Raw genomic sequence first — 23,050 nt, 5'->3', positions numbered from 1 at the left:
TTAAATTTTAACTCTAACATATGCTCTTTTTGGCGCTGGGTAGCCCTCGATGGTCTTTGTAATGTCATCTGGGTCTAAGAAATTTCCAAGACTCTCGCCATCTATCCACTGCGTTTTTCGCTGCTCATTTAGATCAGTCGCCTTTGTTTCAAGTAAGGTAAAATCCCTAAATTTAGCTCTCTCGCACCAATTTTGAAGTGCCGAGAGCGTCGGCACAAAATAGATATTTGGAATTTTTGAGTATCTATCTTTTGGGCTTAGCGCAAAATCACCATCCATATCAATATACATAGTATCTAAAAATAGCTCACCACCAGGATTTAGCGCAGTTTTTAGCTCTTTTAGCATCTTTATGGGATCGCTTCTGTGATATATCACGCCAAGGCAAAAAATGGTGTCAAATTTTACTCCAAACTCTGGCAAGCTCTCTACCCCAAGAAGCTCGTAAGCGATATTTGAGCGGATAAATTTATTTAAAAAAGCAAATTGCAAAAAGGTATGCACGCTAGGATCAAAGCCAGTTATGCTTTTTGGGCCGTATCCAAGCATCTTAAACATATAATATCCATTATTACAACCCACATCAGCCACGCTTTTGCCAGCTAAATTTAAGTGTGAGGCGAGGATATTAAATTTAATAAAACTTTGCCACTCGCTATCTATATATATATCATCAAGCAAAAATGGCCCTTTTCGCCAAGGCTTTAGGCTAAGGGCGAGATCAAAAATTTCATCTTTTTTAGCTTGGTCTAAATTTTTAAATTTCACATTTACACTATCTTTTAGCTCAAGCTCGCAGTCAAAATTTGCTAAATTTTCTATCCTATTATAAATTTGCTTTTGCTGCTCGTTAAATTTGCTAAGATCCACGCTATTTCCAGTCGACGATGTTGTGCGGACACTCTTTTTGGTAGGTGCCAGTCGCGTCATAATACTCTTTACAATCATTATAATATTGAGTCGAAACTCCACGCTCGTTCATATAAAGACAACCATTGCAAAATAGCGCTATAAAGCCTAAAAATATAATCTTTTTCATGTGGCGGATTTTATCATAAATAAAAATTTTATGCTAGAATAGCAGGCAGTTTTAGAGCCAAGTTTGGCTAAGATTAAGCAAAAAAGGCATTTTATGCAAAGAAGAGATTTTTTTAAATTCAGTAGTTTTTTAGGTGCAGCGAGTCTGCTTCCAAGTGTCACTCTAGCTAGCGATGAGCCAGCAAATCTAGTTGTTAGAAATTTCGATGTAAATTTCAAACACCAGCTGCTCGAAAAAGGCAAAAGCTCAAAAATTTGGCTACCCCTTCCACTAAGCACTACTTATCAGCAACTAACTCAAGACTACGTCATAAACACAACCGCTAAAAACGTCTATATTTCAGATACGCTAATACCTACAATGTATGCTGATTTTGAAGAAAACGAGCCAAGACCTATCTTAAATGTTCAGTTTAAAATTCAAACAACAGAGCGCAACACTGACTTTAGCAAGGTAAATTACGATCCAAACGAGAAGGTCGATCCTGCTGTTTTAGAATTTTTAAAACCAACCTCGCACATCCCAACTGACGGGATCGTAAGAGCAAAAGCACTAGAGATAGTTGGAAATTTAAAGGGCGATTTAGAGCGTGCAAAAGCGATCTACACGTGGGTTGCAAATACTATGCAGCGTGATAACAGCATCCTAGGATGCGGCACAGGCGACGTTAAAGCCATACTAGAAAGTGGCAAACTAGTTGGCAAATGCACCGACATAAACTCAGTTTTTGTTGGACTTTGCAGATCAGTTGGCATCCCAGCAAGAGAAATTTTTGGTATCAGAGTTGGTCAGTCTAGATTTTCAGATCAAATGGGTAGCGCAAAAGATGGCGTAGCTAAAATTTCAGGCGGACAGCACTGCAGGGCTGAGTTTTACTTAAAAGGCTATGGTTGGATACCAGTTGATCCAGCAGACGTCACAAAGGTTAGACTTGGTGAGAAATTAACAAACGACGATGCTAAGATCGTAGCTGTTAGAGACTTTTGCTTTGGCAACTGGGAGATGTGCTGGATAGGCTTTAACTATGGCCGCGACTTTATCTTAAAACCAACTCCAGAGCAAACTCCGCTAAACAACTTTGGCTATCCATACGCTGAGGTTGATAGCAACACACAAAACTACTATTCGCCAAAAGAATTTAGCTACGACTACGTCTCAACAGAGCTAAAATGAGAGCCTTTTGGCTGATACTAACATCCATAGGTAGCGCCATCGGTGCTACCTTGTGCTGTTTGCCAGCACTTCTTTTCTTGCTTTTTGGCACATCTTTTTCATTTCTATCTTGGACACAAAATTTATACGAGTACCGCGTCCCTTTAAGCGTTATAGCCGTCATTTGCTTTGTGATTTCAGGAATTAGTCTATTTTACAAGCCAAAAAGCTGCAACCTAAGCTATAAAAAGAAAAAATGGATACTTATATATATACTTTTTGGAGTGATTTTACTTTTACTCCTTACATATCCGGAGCTTTTAGGAGAAATTTATGCGTAAAATTTTAGTTTTAGCCCTTTTGGTGGCTGCAAGCTACGCTGATAAAAAGATAGAAATTTCAGTGCCTAGCATGCACTGTCCGCTTTGCACAGCGATTGTTAGAAAGGCTGCTCTTAGCATTGATGGCGTAAAAAAGGCAGATGTATCGCTAAAAGAGCGAAAAGCTGTCGTTATAGCAGATGATAAGGTCGATGAAAAAGAGCTTTTAAAAGCAGTAGATGCGACTGGCTATAAGGGCGAGATAAAATAAATTTACGGAGGCAAATATGTCAAATAGTGAAATTTTAAAGAAATTTGAGACACTTACTACGATACCACACTGCAGTTATGAGACCGATAAGATGCGTGATTTTCTAGCTAGCTATGCAAAAGATAAGGGCTGTGAGGTTACAGTCGATAGCTTTGGCAACATTCATGCGTTTAAGGGCAAACCAAAAATTTGCTTGCAAAGCCACTACGATATGGTCTGCATGGGCGATGCTCCAAAGATCGAGATAGTTTACGGCGATGATGGCTACATGAGAGCCAAAAACTCATCTTTAGGTGCCGATAACGGTATCGGCGTGGCTATCATGATGCAGATGATAAGCGAATTTGATGACATTGAGTGCCTCTTTACAAACAACGAAGAAGTCGGCATGATCGGAGCCACTGGCTTTAGTGGCGATCTAAAAGCCAATAAACTTTTAAATTTAGACAGCGAAGAAGACGACCGCGTCACTATCGGCTGTGCTGGCGGTGTAAATTTATTTGCTACTATTGCGCTTAATAGCAAAAAGACAAAAGAGAGCACGCTTTATGAGGTAAAAGTAAGCGGCCTACCTGGCGGACACTCTGGCAACGAGATACATAAAAATATCCCAAATGCGATCAAGGTTTTGGCGGCATTTGTGACAAAAAATGGCTGCAAGCTTGTTAAATTTGAAGGTGGCGAGCGAAGCAACTCTATCCCAAGCGACGCAACTGCGTTAATTTTAAGCGATAAAGAACTAAAAAGCGAGTGTGAGAATTTAAGCGTGAAAAAGCTTGGCACTGGAGATGAAATTTTAGAAAACGGCGAGAAAATTTTAGCACTTATTAACTCATTTTCACAAGGTGTAAGAGCCTATAACTGCGAGCTAGGCATACCACAAGATAGTGTCAATCTCTCACTTGCAAAGATCAAAGATGATGGCACACTTGAAGTGGAGTTTTTTGCAAGATCAATGAGTAAAGATGGGCTAAATAGAATGGAATTTGAAATTTCAGAGCTTGCAAAAACGCTTGGCTTTAACGTCATAAGCAAAGATAGAAATCCAGCATGGAAGCCTATAAATGATCAATTTGCAAACGACATCCTAGAAGAGCTAAAAATTTATAAGCCAAATGCAAGGATAACAGCTGTGCATGCTGGACTTGAATGTGGCGTGCTTTTGGAGAAAAAAGCGGGTCTTAGTGCTTGCTCAATAGGACCAAACATCTACTCACCTCACTCTACTAGAGAGCACTGCGAAGTAGCTTCTGCACTTTTTATCGAAAAAGTCGTTCGCGGTATCGTTAAAAAATATAACTCATGAAAAAGTAAAATTTGCTAGAAATTTCTAGCAAATTTTATATCTCAAATCATCTAAAGCAAATTTGCCCACAAGTGCGAGCAAATTTAGACTATTTTTCAAACTCATAAACGATCTTACCACTTTTTATCGTGGTAGTCGCTGCGCCTTTTAGCTTTTTGCCAAAGAGTGGAGAATTTACCGATTTTGAGCGGTTTATCTTTTCATCATAAATGTACTCGATCTCAGGGTCTATCACCGTGATGTCAGCTAGCATGCCCTCAGCAAGCCTGCCCTTATCTTTTAAATTTAGCATCTTAGCCGCATTTGTAGAAGTTAGCTCTACCATGCGCTCTAAGCTTATAACGCCCTCATTTACGAGCTTAAGAGTGAGTGGCACAAGGGTTTGAAGTCCGATGATACCAAATGGCGCCTTGTCAAATTCCACTATCTTTTCGTCCGTGTGGTGTGGGGCATGATCGGTGGCGATAACGTCTATAAGACCGCTTTTTAGTGCCTCTCTCACCGCTTTTACGTCGCTTATCTCGCGAAGTGGCGGCGACATTTTGAAATTTGTATCGTAGGCATTTTTCAAAATTTCATCGTCGCTAAAGCTAAAGTGGTGAGGTGTGGCTTCGCAAGTGATGTTTATGCCCTCTTTTTTACCCATTTCAATGATCTTTAGCGAGTACTCCGAGCTTACGTGAGCGATGTGGATGTGCGCTTTAGTGAGCTTTGCAAGTAGCATATCACGGCTCACTGCGATCTCCTCTTTCTCTCTCGCCATGCCGCGAAGTCCAAGTATGGCCGAGACCTTACCCTCGTGCATGACGCCCTGCCTGCAAAGCGAGCAGTCCTCTGAGTGGCTTATACAAAAGCTGCCAAACATGCTTGAGTACTCAAGTGCCGCTCTCATCACGCTTGAGCTAGTCACTGGTAGGCCGTCGTCACTAAATGCAACTGCGCCAGCTTCTATAAGATCGCCCATTTCAACGATCTCGTTGCCGCCAAGCCCTTTGCTAATGGCTGCGATCGGCAAAAGATCGATCAGTCCGCAGTTTTTAGCCTTTTCTATCATTGCCCTTGTGATCGAGGCGTTGTCATTTACTGGGTTTGTGTTAGCCATGCAAAGGCAGGTGGTCACTCCTCCAGCCACAGCCGCCTGCGAGCCTGAGATAATGTCATCTTTATACTCTTGACCAGGATCGCGAAAATGCACGTGCATGTCGATAAGTCCTGGCATGACAAGCTTATTTGTAGCGTCTATGACCTTATCAGCCTCAAATTTCTCACTTCCGATTTTGGCTATTTTGCCGTTTTCTATTAGGATATTTGCCTTAAATTTCTCGTCGCTATTTACGATAGTGCCGTTAATTATTGCTATTTTCATCGTTAGCCCCTATTTTTTGCAAGCGTATTTAGTATCGCCATTCTTATAGCAACGCCGTTTTCAACTTGATTTAGTATGACTGAGTGCGTGCCATCAGCCACGTCAGAGTTTAGCTCTACACCCCTATTTATCGGTCCTGGATGCAGTACGATAGCGTCAGGTTTTGCTAGCTTTATCCTATTTTTATTTAGTCCAAAGAATTTTGAGTACTCCCTCGAGCTCGGAAATGCCACGTCTGCACCGCCGCGCTCTAGCTGGATGCGAAGCATGATGATGACATCACTGCCCTCGCAGGCTTCTTCCATATTTTTGCAAATTTGAGACTCAAAGACCTCAGCATCTTTTGGCATCATCATCCTTGGCGCAAAGAGCTTTAAATTTATGCCAAATTTCTTCATCGCCCAGATGTCAGACCTTGCCACGCGGCTTCTAGCGATATCGCCGATGATCGCCACGTTTAAATTTTTATCTAAAATTTTGCCATGCTCTCTTAGTGTGAAAAGATCAAGCAGAGCTTGGCTTGGATGCTCATTTGTACCGTCCCCTGCGTTTACGACGCTAGCCTCTGTCCTATCAGCTGCAAATTTCGCAGCTCCAGAGCTTGGATGACGAAGCACGATGATGTCAGTTCTCATCGCAGCCATGTTATTCATCGTGTCATTTAGGCTCTCGCCTTTTGTCACGCTTGAGCTTGATGAGCTGAAATTTATCGTATCAGCTCCAAGTCTCTTTGCTGCGATCTCAAAGGATGTTCTAGTTCTTGTCGAGTTTTCATAAAATGCGTTGATCGTGGTCTTTCCACGAAGATAGTCATTTTTTTTCACTTGGCTTAAATTTAGCTCCTTAAACTCTTTCGCCGCCTCTAAAAAATATAAAATTTCTTCCTTGCTAAGCTCTCTAGTTCCTATCAAATCTTTATGTTTGTAGCCCATTTTAAGCCTCTTAAATTTATTTTGTCACAAAGTCGCAAGCTGGTTGGTAGCCGTTATCACAAGCTTTTTTAAATAAAGCCTTTGCTTTTTCTTCGTTCTTTGCTTCGTTTGCGTCTTTATCTTTTACAAGGCCATAAGCGATCATTTCGCCTAGTTTTTCGCAAGCCATGCCCTCATTTTCGTCACACATTTTTGTAAAAATTTTCTCAGCCTGAACTCTATCTTTTGCTACACCGTCGCCGTTAAATAGCATGATCGCATTCATCGTACAAGCTTTCTTCTCGCCCTCTCCACAAGCCTTATTAAAATAAAGATAAGCTTCATTAAAATTTTTCTTTGCATAAAGCTCGTTTGCTTTGTCTAAATTTTCATTAGCCATAGCATTTAACGCAAAAACCGCTGCCACTAAAACTAAAATTTTCTTCATTTTCTTTCCTTACTTAAATAATTTCGAATGATGTTTTTTCATATACTCAACTATCTCTATGACCTCGTCGCTACCGCTAGCGTCAGAATTTTCTAACGCATCATCGATGCACTCAACATAAAGATTTGCCGCCTCTTCAAGTTTGTCTTTTTTTACTCCAGCATAGTAGAACATCGCCTCAAGCACCATACTAAGCTCATAGCTAAGTTCTTCTACGCTCACCTCTTCTTCTTTCATATTTCCTCCTGTGTTTTTTTGGTTATTAGATCGATTATCTGGGCTTTAATTGGCTCATAACTAAAGCCATCTTTGAAATTTGCAAAGAGCCCACCGCTTGCGTTCACGTGTCCGCCGCCGCCAACTAGGTGCTTTGCCATGGCGCTAACGTCAAGTTTGCCATTTGCGCGAAAACTTAGCGTTTTTTTATTTGTTACATCAATAAAGAAGTCAAATTCAGGATTTGCCACTAAAAAGTCGTTGCCGATGACCGAAACGTTGCCGATATTGTAAGTTAAAATTCCTTTATGATCTTTATAGTTTATGCTAAATTTCTCTTTATTTTCACTAAGTTTTTTTACGACGTAGTTTGAGATTAGATTGCTTAGCGTGTCGTCTTTATCCTCTTTGAAAAATGACTTCTTAATAGCATGCAACTGCATATCAAGGCCGATATAGTCGTTTTTCTCGTTAAAAAATTTGCTAGCTTCTTTTAAGAGATGATCCATATAGAGGTTGTTTTCGGCTTCAAACATCACCTTATTTATCTCTTTAGCATTTGCAACAAGTCCCAAGCAAACCTTACCCATCTCGAAATTTTTATCATCTTTTAGCCAGATATCCACGGCATTTACAACGTCACTAAAAATTTCAAGCTCTTTGTTTTTACCAAAAATGCCCGCAAAAAAGTCGTAAGTGATCTTTGTAGCGCACCTTGAGCTATCTAAAAAGTACCAAGGATAGCTGCTCGCACACTCAGCACCACTTTGGTGATGATCAAGCAAAAATAGCTTTATATTTTTACCATCTATCATCTCAGTAAAGCTCTCGCACTGAGCTAGAGTTAAATTTAGATCAGTGATCAAGATGATGTTTTTATTGTCATTTGAGGCATCTATCTCAGATAGAATTTGAGCAAATTTATCATCTATCTCTCTGCCGTAGTTTGAGTTTAAAAATTTCACATCTTTGAAGTAAAAATTTGTTATGTATTGCGCGCCGTATCCGTCAAGATCGGTGTGTGAGAGGTGATAAATTTTCATCGTTTTCCTTTATAAATTTTCTATTTCTATGACGCCAACCGTTTCAAATGGCGTATTTGCAGAGATCTCAGCAAAGCTTAGCACCACGATGTCGATGGCAAAATTTGCGCAGATATTTGCTATAAATTTTCTTAGACTTGGCTCCACACAAAGTACCATTTCGCCATGCTGACTCATCGGACGTTTCTCTTTTTCATGTCTTAGAGCCTGAACGATCGATGAAGTTTGAGCTACATTTATCATCAGGTGATACGCACCGTCTTTATACTGCACCGCGTCCATAAGCTTTTGCTGTGCAGCACTATCTAAAATGTAAAAATTTAGCTGACCTTTTTCATCGACATAAAGCGAAGTGATGACGCGTGAAAGCGCTGCACGTACGTGCTCGATGATCATATCTAGGTTTTTACTAACCTCGGCGATATCGCTAATTGATTCAAGTATGCTAAGCAGATCTTTGATCGGGATATTGTCTTTAAGCAGCGCTTTTAAAACCTTTTGGATCAAATTTATAGGTGCGATCCTTAGCGTATCCTCGACCACAACTGGGTAGTCGATCTTTAGCTTGTCTAATAAATTTTGCGTCTCTTGGCGAGTTAGAAGCTCGGCTGCATTTTGCTTGATAAGCTCACTCATATGCGTTGATATGACGCTTGCAGGATCAACTATTGTGTAGCCGCTAAGTATGGCGTCCTCTTTGACGCTAGCATCGATCCAGAGTGCGTCCAGCCCAAAAGCTGGCTCTTTTGTTGGAATTCCCTCGATATCTTCACTCACAAGACCGCTATCCATTGCTAGAAATTTATCCGCATAAATTTCACCCTGACCGATGATGATACCTTTTAGTTTAAAGCGGTACTCATTTGGTGGAAGCTGAAGGTTGTCGCGAATCCTTATCTTTGGCATCAAAAAGCCAAGGCTTGAAGCGATATTTCGCCTCATAGCGCGAATTCTCTCGATAAGATCCACATCGGCTAGTTTTAGCAGTCCATACCCTAGGTCAAGCTCTAAAATTTCAAGCTTTAATATGTCATTTATCTTTGTCTCTTCTTCTCTTGCTATCTCTTCGTCACTCTTCTTTGGAACTTTGACAGCAGTGCCACTTGTCGCACCAGCTCCTGTGGCGCCAGGCACACCTGCTCCGGCCTTTTTAGAAGCAGCTTTGTCTTTTGGCGCAAGGTTTAAATTTAATCCTCCATCTTTTGTCTGCTTTATGATGTAGCCAAGCCCCAAAAATAACAGCGCAATAAACCCAAGAGATAGTGTCGGAAGTCCAGGAACCAGGGCAAACATAAAGAGTATGAAGCCCACTATTAGTAAGGTTTTATAGTCTCCCAAGAGTTGATTTAGAGTACCTTCTGCGAAGTCCTCATCGTCTTTGCTAGCCCTTGTGATGATGATGGCAGTAGCTGTTGATGTGATAAGTCCTGGGATCTGGCTCACAAGGCCATCACCGATAGTTAGGATCGTATAATACTGAGCCGATGTCGCCATATCAAGGCCGTGCTGAAACGAGCCGATAGCAAAGCCACCGATGATGTTGATGATAGTGATGATGATGCCAGCTACGGCGTCACCTTTTATAAATTTAGACGAACCATCCATCGCGCCGTAGAAATTTGCCTCGCCGATGATGGCTTGACGTCTTTCACGCGCTGTTTTTTCGTCAATCAAACCTGCGTTTAAATCCGCATCTATCGCCATTTGCTTACCTGGCATCGCATCAAGTGTAAAACGTGCTTGCACCTCGCTCACACGGGTTGAACCCTTTGTTACGACCATAAAATTTATGAGAACCAAGATACAAAAGACGATGGTTCCGATGACAAAGTTGCCACCAACGACAAAATTTCCAAAGCTTGAGATGATCTCGCTGACCGCTTCTGGGCCATTGTGACCTTCGCTTAAGATCATACGCGTAGTTGCGATGTTTAGCGAGAGGCGAAAAAGCGTAACAATAAGGATCAGTGTCGGAAATGTACTAAGATCGGTTGGTTTTGGCACATAAATCGAAATTAAGATTATAAGCACAGAAATAGAAATAGAAAGTGCCAAGAAAAAGTCAAGCACCGCGCTTGGAAGCGGTACGATAATGATAGCAAGGATGGCAACAATGATACCAACGATGCTAAGACTTTTAAACTTAACAATTGGCGCAAGAAACGGCGCTACAAGAGTTAATATGTTATTTTTTTGCTTTGCCAACTTTACTTCTTAACGATGTCGCTTAGTTTTATCGCATCAAGCATCTCGTCGATCTTGCTTTGAAGGCCGCTAAACATAGACCAAATTTGACAGCTTGAGGCTTTGTTTGACGGGCAGCCATCTGCAGAAGATGAGCACTCAAAGACGTTAAGTTCACGTTTTTCAGCGCACTCTATTATCTTTTTTATGCTTAAATTTTCAGGTTCGTTATTTAGCGCGAAACCGCCATTTGCCCCTTTAAACGACTTTAAAATTCCATCTTTTGCAAGATTTTGTAAAATTTTGGCTAAAAAGCTTTTTGAAATTTTAAGTTCATTTGAGATCGTATCAACATCAACTGGAGATGATTTTTGAGATATTAAAATAAGTGAAAGTAGAGCGTATTCGCTTGCCTTTGTAAAAAGCATTTATCTTCCTTAAGTCTTTAAATAGCCCTAATTTTATTAAATTTTTACTGCATTTTTCATTAATTTTTAAAAAGCGTAGTTTTATCTAACTTTATGTTTTAAATGCTATAATCGCTCTTTCAAAATTCACCAATCAGGAGGTCATTATGGCTTTGGATTCGGCTAAAAAAGCTCAAATAGTTGCGAAATTCGCTAGAAAAGAGGGAGATACAGGCTCTCCAGAAGTTCAAATAGCTCTTTTAACAGCTAGAATAACTGAACTTACAGAACACCTTAAAATTTTCAAAAAAGACTTTTCATCACGCTTAGGTCTTTTAAAGCTAGTTGGTCAAAGAAAAAGACTTTTAAAGTATCTTAAAAACAAAGACTACTCTACATATTCAAAACTAATCTCTGAGCTTGGCTTAAGAGATAAATAATCCATCGGAGAGCGATCCGCTCTCCTTACTAAATTTCATTTATACATTTCTTTTATTCAAAAATTTAAAGCTCAATTTTAAAATTTTCTATCTTTAGTATTAATTTATCTACTCACAATATGACTAATCTTTTTAAATAAAGTAAAATTAGAATTAATTTCTTCGTTTTATATAAAAAGCTAAATCTCTATATCTTTATTTCTTTTATAATAAATTTATCAATTTTAAATAAATTTTAAAACCCCTAAATAATTGACTTTAATAGAATTAAATTAATTTTAACTTAGATTAAAAATTTATTTTTGTAGATAAAGAATTTTTATTAAAGATTAAGAATTTGGCTAGTAATATTACTCAAAATAAATATGCAAAAAATGCATAATTAGAAGGAGAAAGTGATGAAAGAAGGCAAAGTCATCTGTCCTTATTGCGGGACAGGCTGTCAAGTAACCTTGCACGTGGAAAACAACGTCGTTCGTGCCGCTACTGGCGTCGAAGACAATCCAGTCAATCAAGGAAATTTATGTTTAAAAGGCTTTTATGGCTGGGACTACGTTGCAAGTCCAGATAGACTTACAAAGCCGCTTATTAGAAAGAAAAATGGGATCTTTTCAAAAGATGGTGAATTTGAAGAGGCAAGCTGGGACGAGGCGCTTAATCTTGTCGTAGAAAAGATGAAAGAAGCCAAAGAGAAATACGGCCCAGACGCATTAGCTGGAAATTTCTCAGCACGTTGCACACTTGAGGACAACTACGTTGCTCAAAAACTAATGCGCGCTGTAATTGGTACAAATAACGTCGACCACTGCGCTAGAATTTGACACGCTCCGACAGTAGCAGGACTTGCTAAAACAATCGGAAACGGAGCTGCCACAAATAGCTTTACAGAGATTGGCACTTATAGTAACTGCATATTAATGATAGGCTCAAACCCAGAAAATGGTCACCCAATCGCAGCTATGCACATTCAAAGAGCGCTAAACCGCGGTGCAAAACTGATCGTTATCGACCCTATTAAGACTGAGTTTGCAAGTAGAGCCGACATCCACTTGCAGCTAGAGCCTGAGCACAACATCCCTGTTATCAACGCACTTCTTTACACTATCATCGAAGAAGGTCTTGTAAATGAGGAATTTGTAAGAGATCACACAATAGGCATCGAGTATGTAAAAGAAGCTGTAAAGGACTATGCTCCAGAGGTCGTGGCTAAATACACAAGGCTAAATCCAGAGGACATAAGAGCAGCTGCTAGAATGTACGCCACCACAAAACCAGCTGTCATCACTCACGGTATGGGCGTAACCCACTTTAACCACGGCGTTGGCGGAGTTTGCGATGTGTCAAATTTATTCCTGATCACGGGCAATATCTGCGAGCTTGGCACAGGCGACTTACCACTAAGAGGTCAAGAGAATGTCCAAGGCTGCTGCGATATGGGTGTTTTACCAAATATCTTCCCAAATCTTGGCTCAGTCACTGATCCAGAACAAAGAGCTTGGTTTGAAAAAATGTGGCACCTAGAACCTGGATTTTTGAGCTCAAAAATAGGCGTTCACAAAACCGAAGTACCTGATGCGATCCTTGATGGCAAAGTTCATTTCTTCTGGACTATCGGCGAAAATCCGGTCATCTCTGAGCCAAATACAAACCACTTCTTAAAAGGTATCGCTCATGTTGATTTCTACGTCGTGCAAGATCTATTTTTAACTGAGACTTCACTAAAAGCTGATGTCATACTTCCAGGTGTTGCAAGTAGTGAGAAAGAAGGACTTTATACAAACGCAGAGCGCCGCGTACAGCACAACGAAGCAGTCATCACACCTCCAGGAGATGCTAGACAAGACTGGTGGATCGTTTGTGAGATCGCACGCCGTTTAGGTGCAACAGAGGGCTTTAACTTCAACTCACCAGAAGAAATTTGGGAAGAAGTTAGAAAATGCGATCCAAGACGATATGGCGGTATGAGTTATTACCGTATCAAAAAGTATCACGGACTTCACTGGCCATGTCCGAACGAAGATGATATGGGCGGTCAGAGCCTCTATCTTGATAAGAAATTTTTCACACCTGATGGCAAAGGTCGTTTTGTGCCATGCCTCTTTGTGGATAAGGCCGATAAGATCGAAAGTGCAAAACTTGAGTTTGCTAAGAAGATGAATATGTCGCCTGAGTATCCTATCATGGCTGGCTCAGTCGATGAAAAGACTGACGATGAGTATCCGATACAGCTTCTAACCACTAGAAAGGTCTATCAATACACCGTTGGCACTATGACAAGACGCTCACGAGCGATTGAAGAAGGCGGAGATAGCATCGGACCTATCGCCGAGATGAATCCAGCACTTGCAGCAAGATACGGTTTAAAACAAGGCGACTTCATCAAAGCATGGAGTAGATACGGCTACATCGTCGTAAAAGCTGAAGTAACAGACATCGTGCCTGATGGCATCATCCAGATGACTTTCCACTACTGGGAGAGCTCTTGCAATGAGTTAACAAGCAGCGGTTGGGACTACATCAGTAAGACTCCGACATTTAAAGCAGCTATTCAGATCAAAAAGATCGATGAAGAAGAATTTTTACGAGTTCGCGAACTAAAACGCATAAAATTCCAAACTTCAAAGATCATCTATGATGACTTCCACCATCACGGAAATGCAGCGATAAATGAGTAAATTTAGCGGGTAACTCCCGCTAAATTTCTTTACTACCAAATTTCATAATCCAAAAATTTTGACATTGCGAAGCCAAAAATCTAAATTTTAACTTCACTATTTGTGGTTAAATTTTATATTTAAATACAAAAGCAAATATTTTTAAATTTATTTAAACGCCAAAAAACTCATAAAATTTCCCCATTTAAATGTGCTCTCGACTCGCTTAAAGCCAGCATTTAGGGCTAAATTTCTATTTTCTTCTTCGGTATATGGTACCAGCACATTTTCAAGTGCCTCTCTTTTTTGAGCGATCTCGTAGCGTGAATAGCCTTGCGTCTGCTTATAGTCTTCATAAATTTCTATGACGCTTTTAGTAAGCTTTTTATCTTCAAAGATGATCTTTTCACTAAACAAAAAAACTCCATTTTCATTTAGTCCGTTATAAATTTTTTGCACTAGATCAGCTCTTTTTGGCGGTCTGATAAACTGCAAAGTATAGTTTGCCAAAACTGCGTCAAAGCCCTCTAGCTCGAACTCTAAGATGTCATCTAAGATAAATTCAATATCAGCCCCATAAGCTTTTGCCTTGTTTTTTGCATTTGCAAGCATAGCCTCAGAGTTATCTACGCCACTTAGCGCGAGGTCGTTTCTAAGGTTATTTAGTAAAAGCAAGCTATTTGCCGTCGAGCAGCCAAGGTCGCACACTTTTGCTGATTTTGGCAAAATTTTAGCAAGTAGTTTTGCGTTTAGATTTGAGCTCACGTCGTAAAATGGCACCGAGCGCGAGATCATATCATCAAAAACGCTCGCCACAAAGTCATCAAATTCAAACTGCTTGCTTATAGGCTCTTTAAAAATTTCATCTCTCATATACCAGCTCCATATCCGTCAAAGTATCTCATCGTCTCTCCAAAGAAAAGATCGCACACGCCCACACACTGCCTAGCCTCGTTTATATCGTGCTTTATCTGCTCTTTTAGCTCGCTAAGATTATTAAATTTTTTATTATCTCTTAGGCGTTTTATGAAGCAAACGGCAACGTGCTTCGTTACTTTTGGCGCGACCTCGTCTAAGATGTGCGTCTCGACACTAAAATTTCCATCCGTGCTAAGCCTGTTGCCTATAAAAGTGACCGAGCCATATGTGTATGAGCCCATCCTAGTTCTTGTCGCATAGACGCCCTCGCGCGGCAAAAGATAGCTTTTGATCTCTAAATTTAGCGTAGCAACCAGCTCTTTTGCACCGATACCCTGCCCTTTTATCACGTTACCCTCGATCGAGTACTCCCTGCCTATTAGCCTGTTTGCCTCTTCGATGTTGCCTTGGCGTATCAGCTCTCTGATGGATGAGCTATGCACGCCCATGCCGTCATAACAAACCTCATCAACGACCACTACCTCACCATCAAAAATTCTTTTCAAATCGTGCTTATCCCACGCTCTATTTCTGCCAAATCTAAAATCAAAGCCAACAACGATCTTTTTTAAATTTTTAAAATCATGTTTTAGCAATGTGATAAATTCCTCACCGCTAAGCCCTTTAATGGTGTCAAAATCATACAAAAAGCAAGGATAATTTGAGTACTCCGCTCGCTTTAGCTTTGGTGTGATGTTGGCTTTATTCTTATCGATCACGACAAGTCCGCCAAACTCGCCAAGCTGCTTTAAAAGCTGTTTGTGTCCTCTATGCACACCGTCAAAATGCCCGATCGCAACGGCAGTGATATTATCTTTTGTTAAAAGCGTAGAAAAATTCGACATTTCCCTCTTTCCCTTTTACTTCGCACTCTTTGCAGGCTATCATTTTAAATCCTAGGCCATTAGCCATCACTTCAAACCTCTTCATCGCTAAATTTATAGCTTTCATATCAGTGACGACACCTTTTTTATTTCGTTTTACGCCGACTCCCACTTCAAATTGTGGCTTAAAAAGCGTGATAATAAGCGAATTTGTGCTTGCTAGATCGCCAATGGCTGGTAAAATTTCAGCCAAAGAGATAAAGCTAACATCGCAGGTTATTAGATCAAATTTATCTTGATCTTGCTTGGCAAATTCTCTTATATCGGTCTTTTCATAAATTTTTACTCGCTCATCGCTTCTTAAACTATCGTCAAGCTGATTGGTACCCACATCCACACCAGTCACACTTTTTACGCCGCTTTCAAGTAAAATTTGCATAAAGCCACCAGTTGAGCTGCCGATATCAAGCGCATTTTTGCCAGTTAGATCAAATTTCATCGCCTCCAAAAAGCTCTTTAGCTTAAGCGCCCCTCGCCCAACATAAATTTCATCAAGTAACGAAATTTTAGCCTCGCCAACCTCGCTTGAAACCTTGGTGCAAATTTCGCCGTTTGAAAGCACCTTGCCAGCCTTTATAAGCTCGCTAGCCTTGTTTCTGCTTATGTTTAAAACGCTTGCTACGTAGTTATCAAACCTCAAGTTTTAGCCTCTCATATTCGCTCTCGTCGATCACTCGCACGCCTAGCTCATTTGCCTTACCTAGCTTACTGCCAGCCTCCTCGCCAGCTAAGACGAAGTCCGTTTTTTTAGAAACTGAGCTTGAAACCTTTGCGCCAAAACTCTCAAGCTCCGCCTTTATCTCATCTCTTGGCCGGCTTAGCGTGCCAGTTATAACGACCGTCTTGCCACTTAGCGCGTTTGAGATGCTCTGCGTCTGCGTTACGCTTGGCTGCACGATCTGACTAAGAGCTAAAATTTCTGCTCTATTTACCTCGGCAAAGTCTATCAAGCTATTTGCCATCTCCACGCCAAAGCCCTCAAGCGAGGTTAGCTCTTCAAAGCTAGCATCAAGCCAGCCATATCCAAAGCTACTTGCAAGCTTTTTAGCTGCCACTTCGCCGATGTGCTCGCAGCCAAGCCCCGTGATGAAGCGCGCTAGCTCCGCACCTTTACTGGCTTCGATAGCGTTTAAAAGGTTACTTACTTTTTTTTCTTTAAATCCCTCAAGCGCCATGAGATCATCAAATTTAAGGGCGTAAATGTCTTTTATGCAAGAGATCAGTCCCTTGTCAAATAGCAAATTTACGATCGCTTCGCCAAGACCGTCTATATTTAGGCATTTTTTCGATGCGTAGTGAATTATTGAGCCAACCACTCTTGCCCTGCAGCTTAAATTTTGGCACTTTAAAAACGCTCCCTCATCAAGCAGATGCGAGCCGCAAACTGGGCAAAATTTAGGCTTCTCTATCGCCTGCTCGCTGCCATCGCGCCTATCCTTATAAACTTTTGTTATCTTTGGTATAACATCACCTGAGCGGATGATGCCGATGTAGTCGTTTTTCATAACGCCAAGGCGCTCGATCTCGTCAAAGTTATGAAGCGTGGCGGATTTCACATTTGCACCGTCTATATTTACCTCATCAAGCACGCCAACAGGCGTTACTACGCCGCTTCTGCCAACCTGAAGCGCGACGTCTTTTAGCCTAGTCACCTTTTCAATAGCTGGAAATTTAAATGCCACCATAAATTTTGGAAATTTGACCGTGTAGCCTAGCTGCTCACAGCGTGCAAGGTCATTTACTCGTATCACCATGCCATCCATCATCACGCTCTTTGCCTCACGGCTGGCTAGTAGCTCGTTATAGGCAGCCTCAAGCTCATCTTTTTTTAAAATTTTGAAAAAATCATCCCTCTCAAAGCCAAGATCACGCACAAATTTCATTACCTCACTATGATCTTTAAGCCCAAGGCTCTGCTCGCCCACGCCCCAAGGTATAAAAAGCAGCTTTCTTTTAGCAGTAACTGCACTATCAAGCTGTCTTAGACTGCCTGCGGCTGCGTTTCTAGGGTTTGAAAGTGGAGCCTCGCCATTTTTTGCGCGCTCTGCGTTTAGTAGCTCAAAGTCATCTTTTCTTATGACGACTTCGCCCCTGATTTCAATGAGCCCTTTGTAGCTAATGTTCTTTAAAACAGAATTTATCGTCCTTGCATTTTGCGTCACATCTTCGCCTGTAACGCCGTCGCCTCTGGTTATCGCCCTAACTAAAACGCCGTTTTCATAGAGTAAATTTAGGCTCGCTCCGTCAAATTTTGGCTCAGCAACAAAGGTCAAATTTTCTTTATCACCGCGCTTTAGCCACGCATCAAGCTCGCCAAGACTAAAAATATCCTCCATGCTCCACATGCGCTTTATGTGGCTTGCCTTGCTAAAGCCCTCTTTTACGCCTCCGCCCACTCGCTTAGTCGGCGAAAATAGCGAAATTTCACTGGGATTTGCCTGCTCGAAGGCCAAAACCGCGTGATATAGTGCGTCATACTCCTCGTCGCTTACAAGTGGCTCGTCCTCGTCGTAGTAGGCCTTTGCCCACGCATTTAGCGTATCTACTGCTTTTTCATACTCTTGTTTTGTCATTTTTGCTCCAAATTTACACCGCATTTTATCTTAAACATACTTTATAAATGATCCAAATTTAGCTCTCTAGCGTCACATAAATGGACATTTTTATAGACCTTTGCTATCTCGTCTCTAGCTCTCATCAGCGCAAAGCCAAGCAAATTTTGCCCTCGCCACTTCATAGGATTTTGCACATTTTCATCGCTTGCGCACAAGCCTATGCCCCAAATTTTATCAACTGGGCTTGCCTCGATTAAAATTTTGCTCCCAGTTTGGAGCAAAAAGTCACGCAAAAGGGCATTTTGACTAAATTTTAGATAGCTCGCATTTAGCACGACGCCAAATTTGATCTCGTCCCAGACCTTAGCGTCAAAGCCTCGCACCTGCCTGCCAAGCGCCTTCATCTGCGCTGGATCTTTGGCAGATAAAATTTGCCCCAAAGCCTCTTTATCGCCAAAGCACTCGGCCTTTTTAGCCATCATATATTGCTCGGCGCAAATATATTTAGTTTCATCTTCACAAAAACTAGAACTATACCACTGACTTAGGCAGCTTGCACTTAAATTTGCGCTCTTTTGATGACCCCAAAATAAGAGAAATTTATCCGACCTGCCAGCGCTATATCGCTTTTTAAGCCACTTTAGATCATATCTAGGCTCACGCTCCCAAAGGTCTATAACAAAGTCACCCTTGATAAAAAGAGTGCTCTTATCCTCGTCTAGCCTCTCATCCCAGTATCCACGCCACGTCGCAGGCTCAGCAAAGAGTTGCTCGTATTGACGTTTTTCATCTTGGCTTAGCGTTTTTAGCCAGCCATTAAATTTAAACTTATAATCCTCGCCGCAGCCCATCCTCCAATAGGTAGAAAAGGGACTAATCTCTGGAAATTTGATCCAAGGTGGCGGCAATAAATTTTTCATCTAGCCTCTTTTTAGCCAAACGCCCTACCAAAGCGTGGCTCGACTCATCGCCTCATGCATATTAAAAAGCTGCTTGTGCTCGGCCACATCGTGCGTCCTAATGATCTGCGCGCCGTTTTCGAAGGCCTTTAAGTGTAGGTAAAGCGAGCCTGATAAGCGGTCTTTAACCTCACTTGGACTGTAATGATTTATCACTGATTTGCGGCTGGCACCAACTAATAGCGGGCAGTCAAATTTCAAAAAATGCTCCAAATGCTTAATAAGCAGCAAATTTTGTTCAGCCGTCTTGCCAAAGCCAATACCCACATCAAGCACTAGTTTTTTGGCGCCAAGCTCTCTTGCAAGGGCTATCTTTTGCTCAAAAAAGTCCGCTATTTCACCGATTAGATCGCTATACTTTGGTGCGACTTGCATAGTCGCAGGATCGCCTTGCATATGCATCATACAAAACTCAGCATCATATCGCGCCGCAAGCGTGGCAAGTGAGGCGTTTGCCGTGATGTCATTTATCATTTTAAAGCCGTGATTTAGGGCAAATTCTAAACAATACTCATCAAAGCTATCAAGGCTAAATTTCGCCTTTTCATGTAAATTTAGCTTGTAAATTTCCTCCACGATATCTTTTATACGTCTAAATTCCTCTTCGCGTCCGCAATACTCGCTCCCTGGCCTTGAGCTAACGCCACCAAGGTCGATATAGTCTGCACCTGCTTCTATCATGGCTTCTATTTTTGAGATACCATTTTGCGTATTTATGCGGCTTTGTTCGTTGAAGCTATCTGTATTTATATTTGCAACGCCCATTATAAGAGGCTTTGTCGGCTTTATAAATTTTGTCTCTAAAAAGGCTGCTAAATTTTTAAGCCCAAAGTCTTGCAGTTTCTCTTTTTTAGCTAGCCACCTAAGCTGTGCATTTGTAGCCATTAGTAAGGCTTTGTTTAGACTCTGCTTACCCAAAATCGTATCTTTATGCGTCACAAGCTCAGCTCCAACGCTAAGCGCATCTTGCTTTAGGATATTTGCCGCTGGGGTTTTTATCTCATCTATAAATATAAAATTTATCTCGCTCTTTTCGTGCATCAGCTTCGCACCAGCAGGGCTTGGCGAGATGGCCTTACAAATTTCATCAAAGTCGCTTTTATTATTTATCTTATAAAATTTCAACGTCGTCCTTTTTGAAATATAGTAAGCAGTAGTGGCGTTAGCACGGCGTGAGACTTGGCATTTAGATCCGCAAGCTTGATAAGAGAGAAAAAATAATCCATCTCATCGCCGCTAAATTTATACCCACTATCGACCGCCTTTGTCACGATAACGCCCACAAGCTCTTTTAGCTCGTTTTTGCCAATTTTCTGAGCTTGTTCGTCTGCGATCTTTTGATCGATAAAGCTTGTTAGCTCTTTTAAGCTAAGTGTTTTTAAATTTAGATCAAGGGTTATTTTTGGCTTTTTTGTGAGATTATTTTCTATGAGCATTCTTGATCTAATCGTTGGTAGAAGTAAATTTTTACTCTGCGTTGCTATTATAAATTTGATATTTCTTGGAGGCTCTTCGATGATCTTTAAAAGTGCATTTTGAGCCTCTGTCCTAAAAGAATTAGCATGTATTACTAAAATTTTTTCATCTTTTTCAGCAATGTATGCTTCTGCGATGACCTCCTTTGCATTTTCTAGCAAAAAATCATCGCTTACATAAAATCTTAAATTATTAATGCCAAACTCGCTTTCAAGCTTGGCTTTTAAACTTTCAAAATCGCTTGTAACGACGATTTTATTAAGCATTTAGAGTATCACCTTTGCAAAGAGCGCTGCATCAATGCTTTTATCAAAAATTTTGCAAAGACTTATTAGTTTAATGTCTAAATTTTCATCGCTTGAGCTAAGAGTAAAGCTATTTTGTGCCTGCTCGTCAAATAGCCACATATAACTATCCTCATCACTTTTGGCTAAATTCGCATATCTATCAAGGCTCTTTCCGATATAAAAAAACAAGTAACCATTTGGAAAAGCAAGACTTAGCATATCTTTTAGAAGCTGCTTTTGTTCATTTGTCTCTATCTCATCAAGCGATGGATAAAGCGATCTTAGGCTAAAAAATGGCAAAAATGGCCTTATGCTTTTTGAATGGTTCATCTTTTTTAAAAGATAAATTTCAAACCATCTTCGCTCTTCATCACTTATAGTTATAAAAGCCCTTCCTTCAAGTAAAAATTTAAGCCTAGATGCGAGCAAAGGCGTCCATTCAACACGCCTTTCCTCCATCCAGCTCATCAAAGGGCCTTCGTCCCTAATAGCCTTTAACGTCCACTGAATAAAATCTTGCATTATTTATCTAGCTTATAAGCATCATGAAGTACGCGAACTGCTAGCTCACCATATTTTTGATCAACGATCATAGAAATTTTTATCTCACTTGTTGAGATCATTTGGATATTTATACCCTCTTTTGCAAGCGTTTCAAATGCCAAACATGCTACACCGCTGTGGCTCTTCATGCCAACACCTATAACTGAAACTTTCACGATCGCGTCATCAAATTCTATATGTTTTGCAGCCGAGAGCTTTTGCATAGTCTCTTTTGCTAGGTCAAGTTCATTTTGTGGCACTGTAAAGCCTAAATTTGTAGTTCCGTCATGTCCTACGTTTTGGATTATCATATCTACGTTTATATTTTCATGGGCTAAAGCTGTAAAAATTTCTGCTGCGATGCCAGGCTTATCAACTACGCCTCTTAGTGTTACTCTTGCTTGATTTTTATCTAGTGCTATTCCGCTTACTAAAACTGCTTCCATATTGTCATCTTCCTTTGCTATTAATGTACCTTCGTTGTGATTAAAACTACTTCTTGTGATTAGTTTTACATTTAGTTTTTTTGCTAGCTCGACTGAGCGATTTTGTAGTACCTTTGCACCAGCAGAAGCGAGCTCTAGCATCTCATCATAGCTTATCTTCTCAAGTTTTTTTGCCTTTTTTTCTATCCTTGGATCTGTCGTATAAACTCCGTCAACATCGGTAAAAATTTCGCATAGGTCAGCATCAAGCGCCCCTGCTAATGCAACTGCACTAAGATCACTACCACCTCTACCAAGAGTTGTGATATTACCTTTTTCATCTATACCTTGAAAGCCGGCTACAACCACGATCTTGCCGGCTTTTAGCTCGGCTTTTAGCCTAGCAGTCTCTATCCTTTCGATCCTTGCTTTCGTATGAATATCATCAGTAATTATGCCTGCCATCGCACCCGTCATACCCACACATGCATAGCCTTTTGCATTAAGTGCGATCGTTAAAAGCGCGGTCGTTACTTGCTCTCCAGAGCTTAAAAGCATATCAGTGGCGACGCCATCTGGATGTTTTGAAAAATACTCACTATATTCAACCAATTGATTTGTAACTCCGCTCATCGCAGAAACTACCACAACCACATCCGCACCGCTATTTTTAGTCTCGATGACTCTATTTGCCACAGCTTCGATGCGTTCAAGTGTTCCTACGCTAGTTCCGCCAAATTTTTGAACGATCAACATCAAAAATATCCTTTCTCTTTAAAATAACTCAAAACCTTTTCATAAATAGGCTTTTTAAAGTGATTTATTCCCTCTAAACTTCTACCAAAATCTACAAATTTATACTCGCTAAACTCTGGATGCTCTGTCTTTAAATTTATGCTGGCACCATTTTTAAGTCTAACTAAAAAATACTTTTGCGTCTGTCCATCAAATGGATAAAATTTCTTTGCCGCGTTTGCTGGAAAGTCGTAGCTTAGCCACTGCGGATACTCTTCTAAGATATCGATTTTATCAGTTCCGATCTCTTCTTTAAGCTCCCTTTTTAAGGCCTGCTTTGGACTCTCGCCTTCGTCTATTCCGCCTTGAGGAAACTGCCAAATATCATCCATATCCACCCTTTTTGCGACTAAAATTTCACATTTAAATGGATACAAGCTAGACAAAATAACAGCTGCCACATTTGGTCTGTATTTTTTTTGCATGATTTTTCCAAAAATTTTATTTGGGA

Annotated in this window: 25 protein-coding genes; 6 read left to right on the top strand and 19 right to left on the bottom strand. The window is 40.7% G+C overall.

What is annotated here, in order from left to right; all coding sequences use genetic code 11:
• Positions 1-870, bottom strand: coding sequence for a tRNA 5-methoxyuridine(34)/uridine 5-oxyacetic acid(34) synthase CmoB (gene cmoB, locus CYP28_RS09960; RefSeq protein WP_258032470.1), 870 nt, complete (start codon positions 868-870; stop codon positions 1-3).
• Position 871: 1 nt separating this feature from the next.
• Entirely contained in the window at positions 872-1,039 is a 168-nt protein-coding gene (locus CYP28_RS10450; RefSeq protein WP_002942642.1) for a hypothetical protein, read from the bottom strand.
• A gap of 93 nt (positions 1,040-1,132) precedes the next feature.
• On the opposite strand from CYP28_RS10450, the gene CYP28_RS09955 reads away from it, so the two are divergent.
• Genes CYP28_RS09955 through CYP28_RS09940 form a run of 4 tightly spaced genes read left to right on the top strand, consistent with a single transcriptional unit; the run spans position 1,133 to position 4,088 of the window.
• Positions 1,133-2,212, top strand: coding sequence for a transglutaminase-like domain-containing protein (locus CYP28_RS09955; RefSeq protein WP_103594044.1), 1,080 nt, complete (start codon positions 1,133-1,135; stop codon positions 2,210-2,212).
• The gene (locus CYP28_RS09950) at positions 2,209-2,532 is read left to right on the top strand and encodes a hypothetical protein (protein ID WP_054196908.1); all 324 of its coding nucleotides are present in this window, start codon (positions 2,209-2,211) and stop codon (positions 2,530-2,532) included. The genes CYP28_RS09955 and CYP28_RS09950 overlap by 4 nt, the downstream gene beginning before the upstream one ends.
• On the top strand, positions 2,525-2,782 hold the full coding sequence (locus tag CYP28_RS09945; RefSeq protein ID WP_103594043.1) for a heavy-metal-associated domain-containing protein: 258 nt from the start codon (positions 2,525-2,527) through the stop codon (positions 2,780-2,782). Before CYP28_RS09950 ends, CYP28_RS09945 begins: the two co-directional genes overlap by 8 nt.
• 16 nt (positions 2,783-2,798) lie before the next feature.
• The gene (locus CYP28_RS09940) at positions 2,799-4,088 is read left to right on the top strand and encodes a M28 family peptidase (protein WP_103594042.1); all 1,290 of its coding nucleotides are present in this window, start codon (positions 2,799-2,801) and stop codon (positions 4,086-4,088) included.
• Positions 4,089-4,176: 88 nt separating this feature from the next.
• Here the strand turns inward: CYP28_RS09940 and CYP28_RS09935 are convergent, their stop codons facing one another.
• Genes CYP28_RS09935 through CYP28_RS09905 form a run of 7 tightly spaced genes read right to left on the bottom strand, consistent with a single transcriptional unit; the run spans position 4,177 to position 10,684 of the window.
• On the bottom strand, positions 4,177-5,454 hold the full coding sequence (locus CYP28_RS09935) for a dihydroorotase (protein WP_103594041.1): 1,278 nt from the start codon (positions 5,452-5,454) through the stop codon (positions 4,177-4,179).
• A 2-nt stretch (positions 5,455-5,456) separates the two neighbouring features.
• Positions 5,457-6,386: an aspartate carbamoyltransferase catalytic subunit gene (locus CYP28_RS09930; RefSeq protein ID WP_002942659.1), complete on the bottom strand. Its 930-nt coding sequence runs from the start codon at positions 6,384-6,386 to the stop codon at positions 5,457-5,459.
• Between the two features lie 16 nt (positions 6,387-6,402).
• Positions 6,403-6,813 carry a tetratricopeptide repeat protein gene (locus CYP28_RS09925; RefSeq protein ID WP_085658258.1) on the bottom strand — a complete coding sequence of 137 codons (411 nt, stop codon included), beginning with the start codon at positions 6,811-6,813 and terminating at the stop codon, positions 6,403-6,405.
• Between the two features lie 9 nt (positions 6,814-6,822).
• On the bottom strand, positions 6,823-7,050 hold the full coding sequence (locus CYP28_RS09920) for a hypothetical protein (RefSeq protein ID WP_021089755.1): 228 nt from the start codon (positions 7,048-7,050) through the stop codon (positions 6,823-6,825).
• Complete coding sequence (locus CYP28_RS09915) at positions 7,047-8,072, bottom strand: DHH family phosphoesterase (RefSeq protein ID WP_103594040.1); 1,026 nt, start codon at positions 8,070-8,072, stop codon at positions 7,047-7,049. Before CYP28_RS09915 ends, CYP28_RS09920 begins: the two co-directional genes overlap by 4 nt.
• A gap of 9 nt (positions 8,073-8,081) precedes the next feature.
• Entirely contained in the window at positions 8,082-10,277 is a 2,196-nt protein-coding gene (gene flhA / locus CYP28_RS09910) for a flagellar biosynthesis protein FlhA (RefSeq protein ID WP_103594039.1), read from the bottom strand.
• Positions 10,278-10,279: 2 nt separating this feature from the next.
• Positions 10,280-10,684, bottom strand: coding sequence for an RrF2 family transcriptional regulator (locus CYP28_RS09905; RefSeq protein WP_054196916.1), 405 nt, complete (start codon positions 10,682-10,684; stop codon positions 10,280-10,282).
• 146 nt (positions 10,685-10,830) lie between these two features.
• On the opposite strand from CYP28_RS09905, the gene rpsO reads away from it, so the two are divergent.
• Both rpsO and CYP28_RS09895 read left to right on the top strand, forming a co-directional pair.
• Positions 10,831-11,103: a 30S ribosomal protein S15 gene (rpsO, locus tag CYP28_RS09900; protein ID WP_084109368.1), complete on the top strand. Its 273-nt coding sequence runs from the start codon at positions 10,831-10,833 to the stop codon at positions 11,101-11,103.
• 398 nt (positions 11,104-11,501) lie between these two features.
• Complete coding sequence (locus tag CYP28_RS09895; protein WP_103594038.1) at positions 11,502-13,778, top strand: molybdopterin oxidoreductase family protein; 2,277 nt, start codon at positions 11,502-11,504, stop codon at positions 13,776-13,778.
• Between the two features lie 147 nt (positions 13,779-13,925).
• On the opposite strand, the gene cmoA is transcribed toward CYP28_RS09895, so the two are convergent.
• The 10 genes from cmoA to CYP28_RS09845 are packed head-to-tail and all read right to left on the bottom strand — an operon-like array spanning position 13,926 to position 23,024.
• Complete coding sequence (gene cmoA / locus CYP28_RS09890) at positions 13,926-14,630, bottom strand: carboxy-S-adenosyl-L-methionine synthase CmoA (protein ID WP_103594037.1); 705 nt, start codon at positions 14,628-14,630, stop codon at positions 13,926-13,928.
• On the bottom strand, positions 14,627-15,520 hold the full coding sequence (locus CYP28_RS09885) for a bifunctional riboflavin kinase/FAD synthetase (protein WP_103594036.1): 894 nt from the start codon (positions 15,518-15,520) through the stop codon (positions 14,627-14,629). The genes cmoA and CYP28_RS09885 overlap by 4 nt, the downstream gene beginning before the upstream one ends.
• A complete protein-coding gene (gene tlyA, locus CYP28_RS09880; protein ID WP_103594035.1) occupies positions 15,486-16,199 on the bottom strand; it encodes a 23S rRNA (cytidine-2'-O)-methyltransferase TlyA in 714 nt (237 codons plus the stop codon). Before tlyA ends, CYP28_RS09885 begins: the two co-directional genes overlap by 35 nt.
• Positions 16,189-18,132 (bottom strand): NAD-dependent DNA ligase LigA, encoded by a 1,944-nt coding sequence (gene ligA / locus CYP28_RS09875; RefSeq protein ID WP_103594034.1) that lies wholly within the window; start codon positions 18,130-18,132, stop codon positions 16,189-16,191. The genes tlyA and ligA overlap by 11 nt, the downstream gene beginning before the upstream one ends.
• 41 nt (positions 18,133-18,173) lie before the next feature.
• A complete protein-coding gene (locus CYP28_RS09870; RefSeq protein ID WP_103594033.1) occupies positions 18,174-19,034 on the bottom strand; it encodes an NADAR family protein in 861 nt (286 codons plus the stop codon).
• 24 nt (positions 19,035-19,058) lie between these two features.
• A complete protein-coding gene (folP, locus tag CYP28_RS09865) occupies positions 19,059-20,198 on the bottom strand; it encodes a dihydropteroate synthase (protein ID WP_103594032.1) in 1,140 nt (379 codons plus the stop codon).
• Positions 20,195-20,815, bottom strand: a complete 621-nt coding sequence (locus CYP28_RS09860) for a DNA polymerase III subunit delta' (RefSeq protein ID WP_103594031.1) — start codon at positions 20,813-20,815, stop codon at positions 20,195-20,197. Before CYP28_RS09860 ends, folP begins: the two co-directional genes overlap by 4 nt.
• Entirely contained in the window at positions 20,816-21,358 is a 543-nt protein-coding gene (locus tag CYP28_RS09855) for a HobA family DNA replication regulator (protein WP_021091525.1), read from the bottom strand. It abuts the gene before it with no gap.
• Positions 21,358-22,560, bottom strand: coding sequence for an aspartate kinase (locus tag CYP28_RS09850; protein ID WP_103594030.1), 1,203 nt, complete (start codon positions 22,558-22,560; stop codon positions 21,358-21,360). Before CYP28_RS09850 ends, CYP28_RS09855 begins: the two co-directional genes overlap by 1 nt.
• Entirely contained in the window at positions 22,560-23,024 is a 465-nt protein-coding gene (locus CYP28_RS09845) for an RNA pyrophosphohydrolase (protein ID WP_103594029.1), read from the bottom strand. Before CYP28_RS09845 ends, CYP28_RS09850 begins: the two co-directional genes overlap by 1 nt.
• Positions 23,025-23,050: the final 26 nt, after the last annotated feature.

The organism is Campylobacter concisus (genome assembly GCF_002914195.1).
In the GTDB taxonomy this organism is placed as follows: domain Bacteria; phylum Campylobacterota; class Campylobacteria; order Campylobacterales; family Campylobacteraceae; genus Campylobacter_A; species Campylobacter_A concisus_M.
This window is presented reverse-complemented; position numbering and strand designations above follow the sequence as displayed.